Origin of the sequence: Methanoculleus sp. (assembly GCF_020696975.1) — an archaeon.
In the GTDB taxonomy this organism is placed as follows: domain Archaea; phylum Halobacteriota; class Methanomicrobia; order Methanomicrobiales; family Methanoculleaceae; genus Methanoculleus.
On sequence record NZ_JAJGBK010000001.1, the window covers coordinates 1 to 12,919 of the forward strand.

Here is a 12,919-nt window from a genome sequence, read left to right on the forward strand (position 1 = left end):
CTGGGAGAATGCTTCCCGAGCAGTTGAACGTGCCTTCGGTCAGGGCAACCGTCCCGCCGTCCGGCAGTGCTGCGAACGCCGCCTGGACTTCCACCTGGTCATCCAGGCCGTCGCACGTGTAGTTCGCCTGTGCCTTTGATGTGGAGCTGCTGTCGCTTGCCGCCACAAACAGCGTTGTTGGCGCTGCGGCAGCACTCTGGACGAGCAGGAGGCCGAGTACTATACCGATCAGGAGAAGAATTGACCGCCCCATACAAGCGGCGCGTATCCGGAGTAGGCCTGTCGGCCCTTCATGCAGGCAGGTGATCATTATGCTCCTCGGGCATATCGTACGGGCTACCGGGTATATCCATCGGGGGCTCCGCCTTCGTATGGCAACAGAGATATAAAAATTAATGGGAGAGGAATAAGCCGTTGCACCTCCCACGTTCAGGGGTTCAGATAACCCGGGCAGGAGCCGTCATGGGCCCGCACGCCCACCGGACGGCGGGGCGGGGGCAGGGCTGAATGCTCCGGAAAAAAACTCCATTTCCACCGGATCATCGATCGCCGGCCCGGACCGTCACCCGTGCAGGAGATAGAGAAACACGACCGGATTGACCGAATATCAGGATGATATGTCCCGCCGGTGGAATTGTATATAAAGAGATACAATATTTATTAGAATATGTCCGGAAAAAGGGAAGTCACCATCGGGATCACCGTCAACCTTGAGAACTACGAAAACCTCCGTCTCGAGGTTGAGGGTGATGTAGAGACCCAGGAGGACGTGGACGATCTTGTTGCGTTCCTCGACGGGATACTTGCCCGGCTCGGGCGTGGCGATCCGGCAACCGCCGAGCGGGTGGATGCGTACCGCCGGCGCGTCCTGGCAGCAAGATTCACGGAGCAGGGAAAAACGACGGCGGAGATAATACCCGCCCGGGCGGCAGAACTGGCGATGCCGGAGGTTGAACCGGAACGCCAGCCGGAAGAGAGAGCCTGTCCTCCTGCAGACACCATCACGACGGCAATTCCATCGGCTCCAGAGCAGCCGCAACCGCCCCGGACCCCACAGCCTCTAGAAGAGCCTGAGGAGAAGGCTCCAGCGGTCCCCGAACCGGAACCGGCCCCGGAACCCGCCCCGGAACCTGCCGCCCCAAAGCCGACCGCCGTGCCGGCAGACGATGTCTGCGAAATGTGCGGAGCAGAAGTAACGAAATCCCAGGCAAAACTTTCCAGACTCTTCATGAGCAGAACCCTCTGCAAGAAGTGCATGGAACAGCCCTAAACCCTATTTAGGTTGCGCGATGAGGAGATCACAACCTGGAGGTTATAAATACTACAATATCCGAGGATTGTATAATGAAGAGGAACCTGCTCATGTGGGACGAGACGCTTTTTCGGGACCCCGAAGTCTTCGAGATCGATTACGTCCCTGAGCAGTTTAACCATCGCGATGCCCAGATCCGGGAGCTCGCCTTCCAGGTCCGGCCGGGCCTGCGGGGTGTCCGGCCCCAGAACACCATCTGCCGGGGGCTGCCGGGGACGGGGAAGACGACAAGCGTCAAGAAAGTCTTTGCCGAGATCGAGGAGACGACGAAGAAACTGATCCCCGTCTACATCAACTGCCAGATCGACAACACCAAGTTCGCCATCTTCTCGCAGATCTACCGGCACGTCACCGGCCGCCTGCCCCCGGCGTCCGGCACATCCTTCAAACAGGTCTTTGACGCCATAGCCCGGCGCCTCCTGCGGGAGGAGCAGGTGCTTTTGGTGGCGCTCGACGACGCAAACTACCTCCTCTACGAAAACGAGATCAACCAGGTGCTCTACGCTCTGCTTCGCTCTCACGAGGCCTATCCGGGCGTCCGGATCGGTGTCGTCGCCATCGTCAGCGATATGTCTGTCAGCCTGCAGAGCGAAGTGGATGCCCGGGTCGCATCGGTCTTCCGGCCCACCGAGATCTACTTCCCCCCTTACTCGGAGGAAGAGATCCACGAGATCCTCGAGGAACGTGTCCTGCAGGGACTCTACCCGAACGTTCTTCGGTCCGACATGCTGGACCTCGTGGTAGAGCAGACCATGAAGAGCGGGGATCTCCGCGTCGGCATCGACCTCCTGAAGCGGGCGACCCTGAACGCCGAGAAGGCAGCCCGCCGTTCCGTCGAGCGGGAGGATATCTGCGAGGCGTATGAGGTCTCCCGGTACCTGCACCTGGCTTACTCGCTCCGGGCGCTCAAGGCGGAAGAGAGGAAGGTGCTGGGCCGAATCGCCGAGATGTCGGCCCGAGACGATCAGGAGATGAACGCCGGCGACGTCTACCGGTTCGTTAAAGAGCAGGTGGGGATCAGTTACACCAAATACTACGAGATGATCCGGAAATTCGACGCAATGCGGCTCTTAAACCTTCATTACCGTCAGGGGAGAGGACGGACACGGCTGATCAGTCTCCGCTACGATCCCGGGCGTGTGCTGGAATACCTGAGGCAGGAGCAGACGGCAGTTGCATAATCCTTTCATAATCCTTATCTATTCTGCCACCGCTTGTACTCTGATGAGGTTTTCCACATGCTCAGCGTGAACGAACTGGCACTGGATATTTTTGAGGAACTCTTCGAATATGCCGAGGAATTCCATGCCGTCCCGCACGAGCTCGACAACGGGGCACGCATCGTAGACTGCGGCGTCAGCACCACCGGCGGGTACCTGGCAGGAAGACGGTTCACCGAGATCTGTATGGGCGGGCTCGGCGAGGTCGACATCACGATGGGCCGGATCAGGGACGTCCCGATCCCGTTCATCGAGGTCAGCACTGACTTCCCGGCCATTGCATGCCTCGGCGCGCAGAAGGCGGGCTGGACGGTCAATGTCAACAAGTACTTCGCCATGGGCAGCGGTCCTGCACGAGCGCTCTCCTTAAAGCCCAAGCACACCTACGAGGTCATCGACTACGAGGACGAGTTCGATTACGCAGTCATCTGCCTCGAGAGCGACCACCTCCCGAACGCCGGCGTGATGGAGAAGATAGCTGAAGACTGCAACGTGGACGTGGCGAACACCTGCGCGGTCGTCGCCCCCACGGCATCGATCGTCGGCTCGGTCCAGGTCGCCGGGCGCTGCGTTGAGACAGCGGTCTACAAGTTGAACGAACTCGGTTTTGACACGAAGAAGATCACCGCCGGAATCGGCCACGCCCCGATTGCCCCCGTCAAGAAGGACGGCACGAAGGCGATGGGCAGCACCAACGACGCCACGATCTATCACGGCAGCATCATGCTGACGATGAACGCCCCGGAGATCAAGGACTACCTTGAAAAAATCCCGAGCAACAAGTCCAAGGGATACGGAAAGCCGTTCTACGATATCTTCAAGGAAGCCAACTTCGACTTCTACCAGATCGACACCTCGCTCTTCTCCCCGGCGGAGGTCGTCATCAACGAGCTCTCCGAGGGCAAGGTCTACCACGTCGGAGCCGTCAACCCTGAAGTGACGCTGAAGTCCTTCGGGTTTATCTAAACCATTTTTTGTCCTGCAGAACCCCCTGCCGGAGAGTGCATCCCCTTTAGGAGTATCCATAGATCGTCGATTCACGGAACGACCCGGTGGAACCATCAACAGGGCAACAACGTTTATCCCTTACAGTGCAAAATAGTATAGAGCATCCACGGGCTTGTGGTCTAGCTGGTCATGACGCCGCCCTTACACGGCGGAGATCTCCGGTTCGAATCCGGACAGGCCCATCGACGTTTTTTGGAATCAGAGCCCCAGTTGCGCCCGACTCGGTCCTTGTGACTCAATATCGCCTCATCCAGCAGGCGGCTCATCTTGAAGCCAACGGCCTTCAGTCAGGGGAGCGCTTCCGAATCTATGGTCAGGGCAACCTTCTTTCTGCTCATGCTATCGACACGTGCTCGACACGTGTGGTGATATATTCACCGGTTTCAAAACATTCCCTGAACTTTCCTGAACTGATCCAGAGTGAGTAAATCCATCTTTTTGCGCCCTTGCAGGAAGAATGATTACGGCTGCACGAGGGCCCGGGTCATCAAAACCTATATAGTCAGGGTGACTGAACCACCCCCACGGTGCACCATGAAGTTAAGTGCAAGAAACCAACTTCCCGGAAAGGTCAAGGACATCAAAGAAGGCGTGGTCACCGCAGAGGTTGTCATCGCTCTGGATGGCGGTGGCGAGCTCACTGCGGTCATCACGAAGAGATCCGTGGAGAATCTCGGGCTTGCCGTCGGCAAGAAGATCTATGCCGTGATCAAATCGACCGAGGTCATGGTCGCTACCGACTGAGGGAAAATACACCCAATTTTTACCCCGGGCAGGGAGGGATCGTCCTGCATGCAGGCCTTACCAGCTCTCCCCCGGAGGACAGCCTTCAACCCCCAGACGGCAGGGCAGCAACGTATAAATAGACCGGCAACGGTTCCCGGGGTGCCAGCACTATGGCACGAGAATACTCCCCCCTGCTGGTCGCAGTCCTCGTCTGCATCATGCTCACCGGGACCGTCATTGCCTACGGTATCCTCATGGAGGAGGTCGCGCCCCCTCCCACGCAGCCGACACCAGGAACCCCTCCTGCACCTGGACAGCCCCGCCTGCCCCCGACCCCGACCGGAACTCCAGGAACGCCGGTCATGACGGGGGCACCGGTATCGACTGATTTTCGCTCGTTCTCTATCAGCGTGACACCCACAACCGTCACAACCCGGCCCGGCGAACAGGTCAACTTCACGCTCACGGTGTACCCCGAGAACGGGTTTGCCGCGCCCGTCGAGATTGAGGTCTTTGCTACCGCGCTTGGTGGTGTATACCGTGATACCCGGGATCTTGGCACCGTCTTCCCACCCTACCCGCCGATCAGGTACGAGATCATCACCCCCGACCTCCCGCCCCTCGTCTCTACAACGACCGTGGACGCCATGGTGACGGCGAGTGGAGGCGGCATCGTCCAGACAGAACAGGTGCAGATGGTCATCCGGCGGTAGAACATCAGCATGATAACGGCCGACATGGTTCAGACGGGCGTCTTGCGGGATCTCCAGGATACCTCCGCCCTCATGCCCCCGCACCCCGACCGGCCCTTCAGGATCTCCACAAATCATCCCCGAATCCCGGCATATCGCCAAAATTGAAGGGGCCTTCTGAGTGACCCATACGGTCGGCGGAAGGGTTAGAGGGGTCGGCAGAAAAGACGGAGCGTTGAGAGAATCTCCCCATATTGCAGAGATTTTCGCAAACCCCCCAATTTCCACTGGAGATCCCGGTGCAGACCCAGGAGTGACCCGGAGGGGCTGGCGCACCACCCCCACCACCAATTCCAGATACCGGTGAACGCCATGCCCCCATCGGAATCAGTTGCCGTCAGGCAGTGCCGGGAGGGTGAGCCGCGATAACTTCGAGCGTTGCCACGGAAAAGATGAGGTGGGCATCCAGTAAAGGAGGCTTTGCAGGGGAAGAAAGATTACCCGACCTCTCCCACAACATCGAACCAGACCGGGTCGGGGCAGTCAGGATGACCACCGTAGTTGATGGTGATCTCCTCATCTCTCCGGATGGCGCGATGGGCGTAGATGCGGATCTCACCCCGGAGAACGTCGCAGACGTGGTCTGCGTTCGCGTGGTAGGAGTGGTTGTAGAGCGACCCGCAGCCCAGCGCCAAGGCAGCAAGCTCGGGATCTTTGCCCCAGGCGAAGTAGTAGTCAAAGAGACGTGTCCGGTCAAGGTGTTCCTGCTCGTCCGCCCCACCCAGCACGATCACCGGGCAGATCTCGATCAATTCACCGGCCTCGATCTCTCTGCGGGCGAAGATTCCCCGCCCACGGCCATTTGACGAACTGACATACACGGCGTCGGAAGGATAGACGACTCTGCCCGTCTCCACAGAATTGCTGGTCATGGTATCGCTGTAACTGCGTACGAAGTAGGTGGTAGGTTTCCGGGCAAAAAGGATGCGGAGGCGTGTTCGAGCGGCGTGAAATCCCGGCTCAATCCACAGGGATCAGCAGCATCAAGCCGTCCGCGCGGAGAAGAAGTTCCGTGACTCTCCCGGGGGAGGGGCGGCAAGCGAAAGAATGTTGTATCTGCACGACCCCACTGACGCATCAGGAGGCAGGGACGATCGGAGACATCATCGTAGCACACGACCTCGAGAAGCGGTTCGAGGACCTTATCGCGGTCGACAGCATCTCTTTTGGGGTTAGAAAAGGGGAGGTCTTCGGGTTTCTTGGCCCCAACGGGGCGGGAAAGACAACGACCATGAAGATGATCCAGTGCATATCCCCCAAGACCGGCGGCACCCTGGAGGTCTTTGGGATGGACGTGGATACCCATCAGCAGGAGATCAAGAGCCGCCTCGGCGTGGTGCCGCAGGAGACCAACCTCGACCCGGACTTCTCAGCCTACCGAAACCTGCTGGTCTACGCCCGCTACTTCGGCATCCCGAAGCGGGAGGCAGAGCGGCGAGCGGAAGAACTTCTCTCATTCATGCAACTTGAGGAGAAGCGGGACGTCCTGATCGAGAAACTCTCGGGAGGAATGAAACGGCGGCTGATCATCGCCCGGGCACTGATTAACGAACCAAAATTGCTCATCCTCGATGAGCCCACCATCGGGCTCGACCCGCAGGCACGACACCTGATCTGGGAGAGACTCCGCAGCCTCCAGGCGCAGGGAAACACCCTCGTCCTCACCACGCACTACCTGGACGAAGCGGAGCGCCTCTGCGACCGGCTGGTGATCATGGACCACGGGAAGATCCTCGTCGAGGGCACCCCGGCCGACCTCATCCGGGAGTATGCCGGGAACGATGTCGTCGAGGTCGAGCGGACAGAGAAGGTGATTGCCCGCCTGGACGAACTCGGGCTGAACTACGATCTTGCCGGGGACATGCTCCAGGTCTTCACGGACCGCCCGAACGACGTGGCACGCGACCTGCTCGAGGTCTGCCGGCACGAGGCGGCGGTGACGGTCCGCCCGGCGACTCTCGAAGACGTCTTCCTGCGGCTGACCGGCAGGAGCCTGCGGGAGTGAGTATGATCCGGATAAGCAGCAGGGTGTGGAGCGTCTGGCGGAGGAACTGGGACGCCTTTCTCAGAACCTACCGGGTGAACTTCATCCCGCCCTTCGTCGAGCCGGTTCTCTACCTCCTCGCGCTGGGGTTCGGCCTCGGGACGTACATCGAGGCGGTCGACGGGATACCCTATCCCGTCTTCATCGCACCGGCCCTCGTCTCGATATCGGTGATGTATTCGGCCTTCTTTGAATGCACCTACTCGTCGTTCGTCCGGATGTACTACCAGAAGACGTTTGACGCCATCATCGCAACGCCGGTCAGCATCGATGAGGTGATCGCCGGGGAGATGCTCTGGGGCGCGACCCGGGGGATGATCTACGCGGCGCTGATGCTCCCGGTGCTCCTCATCTTCGGCGTCGTCGCCATGCCCTCGTCCCTGCTCCTCATCCCCTTCGCCTATCTCGCCGGCCTCCTCTTCGCGGGGATCGCGATGTGCTTCACGGCGATCACGCCGAGCATCGACGCGCTGAACTATCCATCGTTCCTCTTCATCACCCCGATGTTCCTCTTCTCGGGAACGTTCTTCCCTCTCGACCTCCTCCCGCAACCGATCCAGTACTTCGCCCTCGCCGCACTCCCGCTCACGCATGTCGTCGGGGTCAACCGGGCAATCACGCTCGCGGCGTTCTCGCCGATCAATCTCCTCAACCTCGCCTGGATCGCCGTGGCGACCGTCTTCTTCTTCATCCTTGCCATCAGGCTGATGCGAAAGCGGCTTATTGTCTGAATCCTCCCCGCGACAGGCCTATGAAGCAGATGCATACAGCCGTTGCTGCGGGCAGAATAATCCGGGAAACCCGCCATCAAGCGATTTTGGGCGGTCTGCTCAAAAAAAGGGTTAGAATCTGGGTTTTCTGTACTTCGGGAGGCAGTCGCGGCAGTAGACAGGCCGGCCCTCAGTCGGTTTGAAAGGAACTTCGCACTCTTTGCCGCAGTCGGAACAGACTGCCTTGTGGAACTCGCGGGGGCGGTCCTGGAACGATCTGGGGCCCCGGCTTGGATATCTCTCTTCCATTGGAATTTCACTCACGTTAAGAGACAATATTCATACAGACGACTCAGTACCGAGGTTTCCTGTACTTCGGGAGGCAGTCGCGGCAGTAGACGGGCCGACCCTCCGTCGGTTTGAAAGGAACTTCGCACTCTTTGCCGCAGTCGGAACAGACTGCCTTGTGGAACTCGCGGGGGCGGTCCTGGAACGATCTGGGGCCCCGGCTTGGATATCTCTCTTCCATATACTTCAACCATGCAGATAGTCTGCACACATACAACAACCTGCCTGCATATAATAGATGCGTCTCACAGATCCGCCCCGGGATCTGCTGACCGGGTATATCCTGCTTACCCCATTCTCCCTATCCCGGCGCGTGGTGCCGTCTTTTGCGGGATAAAACTTCCCTCCACTGTGGTTGTTTGTTCGGGCGGAGAAGATTGCGGCACAATCCTTTTATCGATACTATCCTACCGAATGATCATCCAACTATGGCGCACGTTAACCAATATCTCTTCTACAACCCGGCAAAACGCCGGTTCTACCCAGAACATGGGGTCAGGGCGAGTGGTCCGGTATGACCGACGAGATCCACACGGACGAACCCCCGGATAGCAGGCGGAAGGAAAAACACCCGGGAACACGGACAATCGGTCCGGTCCCGAACCTTGAAGAGCATGTAAAATCCGACTGGTGGAGAGGCATCTTCAACAGCCTCTACTTAAAGACCGATGGCGACGTCGTCGATGACCAGCAGATCACCCGAAACGAGATCGACCGGATAACAGAGGTCCTGCACCTGGAGCCTGACGAGAAGATCCTCGATCTCTGCTGCGGCCAGGGGAGGCACACCCTCGAACTCGTGCGCAGGGGCTACAGCGTCGAAGGCCTTGACCAGTCGCACTACCTGATCCAGCGCGCCCGGTCGACCGCAAAGAAGGAAGGCCTCCCGGTCCGGTTCCGGGAGGGAGACGCGCGCCGGCTGCCGTACCGCACCGACACCCACGATGTCGTCCTCGTCCTCGGGAACAGTTTCGGCTACTTTGATTCCGTCGAGGAAGACCTGCGAATCCTCACCGAACTCCGTCGCATCCTCAAGCCCCGGGGACGGGTGCTCCTGGACGTGGCTGATGGCGAGTACCTGAAAGAGCACTTCCAGGCAAGATCGTGGGAGTGGATCGACCGGACGATGTTCGTCTGCCGTGAACGGTCCCTCTCGCTCGATGCCCGGCGCCTGATATCACGGGAGGTGATCACCGACGTCAACAAAGGTGTCGTGGCCGACCAGTTCTACGCCGAGCGCCTCTACACACCTGAGGCGCTCCGGCGGCTCCTGGAGCAGGCGGGCTTCTCCAGCGTCACCTTCCACGAGATCGCCACGGAGTCGCAGCGAAACCAGGATCTCGGCATGATGGAGCGCCGCCACATTGTCACCGCGGTCGTGAAGAAGGAGTGGTCGACGACGAAGGCGCGAGGGCAGGGGAGGGCAAAACACGTCGCGGTGATGCTCGGTGACCCGGCCAGACCCGACGCGTTAAAACCCTCCTGCACCTTCGACGACGATGACTTCTACACCATCGACCAGATGAAGGCGGCTCTCAGGGAACTTGCAGGCTACCGGTTCACCTTTTTCTCCCGGCACGAGACCATGATCCAGGATCTCGCGAAACTGAGAGGGAAGGTTGATTACGTCTTCAATCTCTGCGACGAGGGGTTCAACAATGACCCGAGGAAGGAACTCCATGTGCCGGCGCTTCTTGAGATGCTCGATATACCGTACACGGGATCCGGGCCGCAGTCGCTTGCGTTCTGCTACGACAAGTCGCTTGTCCGCGGCGTCGCGAAAGAGATGAAGATCCCGGTGCCGGACGCCTGCTTCATCACCCCCGGCGACCTGACCTACGATATCGGGATGAAACTCCCGGTGATCGTCAAGCCGAACTCAGGCGACTCCTCGTACGGCATCACGCAAAAGAGCATTGCCTATACAATTGAGGAACTCTCCGACGTCATCAACACGCTACGGACGACGCTTGGATACGACCGCTCACTCCTTGTCGAGGAGTTCCTCACGGGGAAGGACATCAGCGTCGGCATCATCGGCAACCCCCCGGGATACTGCACGGTGCTCCCGATCATCGAGGAGGACTACTCCGCGCTGCCTCCGGACCTCCCGCGGATCTGCGGCTACGAGGCAAAGTGGCTCCCGGACTCGCCATACTGGAAGATCGTCTCAAGACCGGCGGATCTCCCCGAGGAGACCGAGAAGGCAATCGTGCGGTGCTGCCTCGCCCTCTTTGAGCGCCTGGAGTGCCGCGATTACTGCCGGTTTGACTGGCGTCTCGACGAGCACGGCAACCCGAAACTCCTTGAGGTCAACCCGAACCCCGGCTGGTGCTGGGACGGTCACCTCGCGAAGATGGCAAAGTATGCAGGCATATCGTATCCCGAGATGCTCGGGCGGATCCTCAAAGCTGCAGAGGAACGGTTCGGGCTGGAACAGGAGAGAGGGGGACGGGAGGCCGGGAAGGAGCCTCTCCCATTCGACCGCACCCGGCAGACGGCCTGATCCACCCCTTTTTTGAGAGGAAGAAGAGCAGGTCCGGCCATCCGGATCCTGCGAATGCATTTATCCTCAAGGAACCACTGACTCCCGCAGATGGTGGTACCAAAAAGAGACCTTACCTTCGCGAGGTATGCCCGGGAGGCCAGGGCGCTCAGAAGAGATGTGGAAGACGAGATCGCGCGCGAAGAGCAGCGACAATCATCCCTCCTCGCCTGCGACGACCGGCTCCATGCCACCGGCATCTTCATCCTCGTTGCGGCCCTCGTGAACCTCCTCTTCCTGCTCATCCTCCCTCGCTACATGCTCTACTGGATTGTATCGAGTTTCATCCTCTACATGGTGAACCCCTTCATCCTGATGATCCCGACCGGGGGCACCTGGACGACCCTTCCGGACAGAAAGACGATCAGGGAGTTCCTCAGTTCGATCCGGGGTATAGGACAGGCCCCCTCTGTTGTTGCCGGGGATGCAAGGGTGTTCGGGAAGGTGCTCTGGGACACCTTCTTCATCAACTCTCAGCCTCTTGCCATGGGGTTCGGGTTGATATTCGGCATCAACGTCCTCTTTGCAGTCTTTTCAGGCTACATTGCAGGATCTCTCGAACCGGCAACGACGGCGCTGGTCACGCTCCAGTCCCTCGCCATCATCCTCTTCTACGCCGGCATCCTGTATGTCAAGCCCTACACGAAGAGCTTCTTTATATCGCTCGACGGCATGCGGATGAGCCTGCAGGAGAGGGTCCGTGCCGGATGGCGGGCGGCTATGCGGGCCGTCCTCCTCGTCACTGCTCTCGGGGCAGCAAGCGGGACGCTCGCCGTCTCGGCGATGCTCCTCCCGGGGATGACGCTCTCGACGTTCCTCGCCTCGGTCGAGATCGTCCTCGGATGGGACCTCCTGCCGCTCTTTGCCGTATTCGCCTCACAGGTTATTATCGCCCGGCACCTGCAGGGAGCATACAGCCGTGAGTTATTCCTGCAGGTGGGCGATTACAAGGTCCATGTCTGGAGGGACGGGATCCTGAACCGGCTTGCCGGGTTCCCGAAGACTCCGGAGGAGATCCGGGGCTGCGGGCATCTCGCGGATCTCATGGCGGAGCTTACGCGCATGCACGGGGACTACCAACGGATGATGGTGTATACCTCGGAGTACCACAGCCTCTTCGGGTTCTTCCCGGTCTATCTTGTCCTGCCCGACATCCGCCTGATCCTTGACCGGAGCCGGGATGCACCCCGAAAAACTGTGCCGGAGACCGACAGCCCGGTGCGCACGGAATCGACGGAACAAACCGCAGGATACGAGTGCCGCCAGCACGCCGACACCCATCAGTATATAACATCCTCTGACACATAGATCACATAGTATGGCCGACGAATCGTATCGGACCGCGACGGTCCAGGGCAGGGAGGTCCCCTACGATCCGGAGCAACTGCGCAAGATCAGCGAGCACCCCTGTTACTCCGATAAAGCGTGCCACGCCTTCGGGCGGTGCCACCTTCCCGTCGCTCCGAAGTGCAACATCCAGTGCAACTACTGCGTGCGGGACTTTGACTGCGTGAACGAGAGCCGGCCGGGCGTGACGAGCAGGGTTCTCCCGCCGGGAGAGGCGCTCGACCTCGTCAGGAACGTCGTCAGGGAGCACCCCTACGTGAAGGTGATCGGCATCGCAGGACCGGGCGAGCCGCTTGCAAACCCCGAGACGTTTGAAGCGCTCAGGCTGGTCCACGAGGAGTTCCCGCACCTGATCATGTGCATCAGCACAAACGGCCTCATGCTCCCCGAGTCGATCGAGGAACTCGCGAAGTACGATGTCGGGAACGTCACGGTCACGCTCAACGCCGTCGACCCTGCGATCGGGGAGAAGATCTACTCCTGGGTCGAATACAACGGGAAAAAATATCACGGGCGCGAGGGGGCGGAACTCCTCCTCTCCCAGCAGATGAAGGGGATCGAGATGGCGGTTGCAAAGAAGATGTTCGTCAAGATAAACACCGTCTACATCCCCGGGATCAACGACGAGCACATACCCGAGATCGCAAAGAAGGTCGGGGAGATGGGGGCGTTCACGTTCAACGTCATCCCGCTCATCCCGCAGTATAAGTTCGCCGGGATAACCCCCCCGACGCCTGCAGAGAAGCGGGAGATGCAGGATAGGTGCGCTCCGTTCATCAAGCAGATGCGCCACTGCGCACGGTGCCGGGCGGACGCGATCGGGAAACTGGGTCAGGACATCCAGTCCTGCGTCTACCAGCAGATGAAGGATGAGAAGACGGAATAACCGATCCCTTTTTACCCGGCG

The 12,919-nt window shown here is 59.6% G+C and carries 13 protein-coding genes, 1 tRNA gene and 1 pseudogene; 11 read left to right on the plus strand and 4 right to left on the minus strand.

Going from position 1 to position 12,919, the window contains the following annotated elements; all coding sequences use genetic code 11:
- Positions 1 to 253, minus strand: a pseudogene (locus QZ650_RS00005) (hypothetical protein); the annotation flags it as partial.
- Positions 254 to 667: 414 nt separating this feature from the next.
- Between QZ650_RS00005 and QZ650_RS00010 the strand changes: the two are divergent.
- The 6 genes from QZ650_RS00010 to QZ650_RS00035 all read left to right on the plus strand — a co-directional run bounded on the left by QZ650_RS00010 (position 668) and on the right by QZ650_RS00035 (position 4,979).
- Positions 668 to 1,270, plus strand: a complete 603-nt coding sequence (locus QZ650_RS00010) for a hypothetical protein (RefSeq protein WP_292520033.1) — start codon at positions 668 to 670, stop codon at positions 1,268 to 1,270.
- A 74-nt stretch (positions 1,271 to 1,344) separates the two neighbouring features.
- Positions 1,345 to 2,493 (plus strand): ORC1-type DNA replication protein, encoded by a 1,149-nt coding sequence (locus QZ650_RS00015; RefSeq protein WP_292520035.1) that lies wholly within the window; start codon positions 1,345 to 1,347, stop codon positions 2,491 to 2,493.
- 57 nt (positions 2,494 to 2,550) lie between these two features.
- Positions 2,551 to 3,498, plus strand: coding sequence for a methenyltetrahydromethanopterin cyclohydrolase (mch, locus tag QZ650_RS00020; RefSeq protein WP_292520037.1), 948 nt, complete (start codon positions 2,551 to 2,553; stop codon positions 3,496 to 3,498).
- Between the two features lie 150 nt (positions 3,499 to 3,648).
- Positions 3,649 to 3,722: transfer RNA gene (locus QZ650_RS00025), tRNA-Val, on the plus strand.
- A 352-nt stretch (positions 3,723 to 4,074) separates the two neighbouring features.
- Positions 4,075 to 4,284, plus strand: coding sequence for a TOBE domain-containing protein (locus QZ650_RS00030; protein ID WP_292520039.1), 210 nt, complete (start codon positions 4,075 to 4,077; stop codon positions 4,282 to 4,284).
- 152 nt (positions 4,285 to 4,436) lie between these two features.
- Positions 4,437 to 4,979, plus strand: coding sequence for a hypothetical protein (locus tag QZ650_RS00035; protein ID WP_292520041.1), 543 nt, complete (start codon positions 4,437 to 4,439; stop codon positions 4,977 to 4,979).
- A gap of 476 nt (positions 4,980 to 5,455) precedes the next feature.
- Here QZ650_RS00035 and QZ650_RS00040 read toward each other — a convergent pair whose 3' ends face one another.
- Positions 5,456 to 5,875, minus strand: coding sequence for an SET domain-containing protein (locus tag QZ650_RS00040; RefSeq protein ID WP_292520043.1), 420 nt, complete (start codon positions 5,873 to 5,875; stop codon positions 5,456 to 5,458).
- 236 nt (positions 5,876 to 6,111) lie between these two features.
- On the opposite strand from QZ650_RS00040, the gene QZ650_RS00045 reads away from it, so the two are divergent.
- Positions 6,112 to 7,023, plus strand: a complete 912-nt coding sequence (locus tag QZ650_RS00045) for an ABC transporter ATP-binding protein (RefSeq protein WP_292520111.1) — start codon at positions 6,112 to 6,114, stop codon at positions 7,021 to 7,023.
- A 2-nt stretch (positions 7,024 to 7,025) separates the two neighbouring features.
- Positions 7,026 to 7,793 carry an ABC transporter permease gene (locus tag QZ650_RS00050; RefSeq protein WP_292520045.1) on the plus strand — a complete coding sequence of 256 codons (768 nt, stop codon included), beginning with the start codon at positions 7,026 to 7,028 and terminating at the stop codon, positions 7,791 to 7,793.
- 111 nt (positions 7,794 to 7,904) lie between these two features.
- Here QZ650_RS00050 and QZ650_RS00055 read toward each other — a convergent pair whose 3' ends face one another.
- Together QZ650_RS00055 and QZ650_RS00060 are read right to left on the minus strand one after the other, a co-directional pair.
- Entirely contained in the window at positions 7,905 to 8,081 is a 177-nt protein-coding gene (locus QZ650_RS00055) for a CxxC-x17-CxxC domain-containing protein (RefSeq protein ID WP_250986872.1), read from the minus strand.
- A gap of 43 nt (positions 8,082 to 8,124) precedes the next feature.
- Positions 8,125 to 8,301, minus strand: a complete 177-nt coding sequence (locus QZ650_RS00060) for a CxxC-x17-CxxC domain-containing protein (RefSeq protein WP_292520048.1) — start codon at positions 8,299 to 8,301, stop codon at positions 8,125 to 8,127.
- Positions 8,302 to 8,634: 333 nt separating this feature from the next.
- Between QZ650_RS00060 and QZ650_RS00065 the strand changes: the two genes are divergently transcribed.
- The 3 genes from QZ650_RS00065 to nifB all read left to right on the plus strand — a co-directional run bounded on the left by QZ650_RS00065 (position 8,635) and on the right by nifB (position 12,898).
- A complete protein-coding gene (locus QZ650_RS00065; RefSeq protein WP_292520050.1) occupies positions 8,635 to 10,626 on the plus strand; it encodes a methyltransferase domain-containing protein in 1,992 nt (663 codons plus the stop codon).
- A 90-nt stretch (positions 10,627 to 10,716) separates the two neighbouring features.
- Positions 10,717 to 11,973 carry a hypothetical protein gene (locus QZ650_RS00070; protein ID WP_292520052.1) on the plus strand — a complete coding sequence of 419 codons (1,257 nt, stop codon included), beginning with the start codon at positions 10,717 to 10,719 and terminating at the stop codon, positions 11,971 to 11,973.
- Positions 11,974 to 11,983: 10 nt separating this feature from the next.
- The gene (gene nifB / locus QZ650_RS00075; RefSeq protein ID WP_292520054.1) at positions 11,984 to 12,898 is read left to right on the plus strand and encodes a nitrogenase cofactor biosynthesis protein NifB; all 915 of its coding nucleotides are present in this window, start codon (positions 11,984 to 11,986) and stop codon (positions 12,896 to 12,898) included.
- Positions 12,899 to 12,919: the final 21 nt, after the last annotated feature.

Bases quoted from the DNA above. Each gene is read 5' to 3' on its own strand.
- nifB (WP_292520054.1), top strand. From the start codon at position 11,984: ATGGCCGACGAATCGTATCGGACCGCGACGGTCCAGGGCAGGGAGGTC.
- QZ650_RS00015 (WP_292520035.1), top strand. From the start codon at position 1,345: ATGAAGAGGAACCTGCTCATGTGGGACGAGACGCTTTTTCGGGACCCC.
- mch (WP_292520037.1), top strand. From the start codon at position 2,551: ATGCTCAGCGTGAACGAACTGGCACTGGATATTTTTGAGGAACTCTTC.
- QZ650_RS00070 (WP_292520052.1), top strand. From the start codon at position 10,717: ATGGTGGTACCAAAAAGAGACCTTACCTTCGCGAGGTATGCCCGGGAG.
- QZ650_RS00030 (WP_292520039.1), top strand. From the start codon at position 4,075: ATGAAGTTAAGTGCAAGAAACCAACTTCCCGGAAAGGTCAAGGACATC.
- QZ650_RS00060 (WP_292520048.1), bottom strand. From the start codon at position 8,301: ATGGAAGAGAGATATCCAAGCCGGGGCCCCAGATCGTTCCAGGACCGC.
- QZ650_RS00010 (WP_292520033.1), top strand. From the start codon at position 668: ATGTCCGGAAAAAGGGAAGTCACCATCGGGATCACCGTCAACCTTGAG.
- QZ650_RS00055 (WP_250986872.1), bottom strand. From the start codon at position 8,081: ATGGAAGAGAGATATCCAAGCCGGGGCCCCAGATCGTTCCAGGACCGC.
- QZ650_RS00035 (WP_292520041.1), top strand. From the start codon at position 4,437: ATGGCACGAGAATACTCCCCCCTGCTGGTCGCAGTCCTCGTCTGCATC.
- QZ650_RS00050 (WP_292520045.1), top strand. From the start codon at position 7,026: ATGATCCGGATAAGCAGCAGGGTGTGGAGCGTCTGGCGGAGGAACTGG.
- QZ650_RS00065 (WP_292520050.1), top strand. From the start codon at position 8,635: ATGACCGACGAGATCCACACGGACGAACCCCCGGATAGCAGGCGGAAG.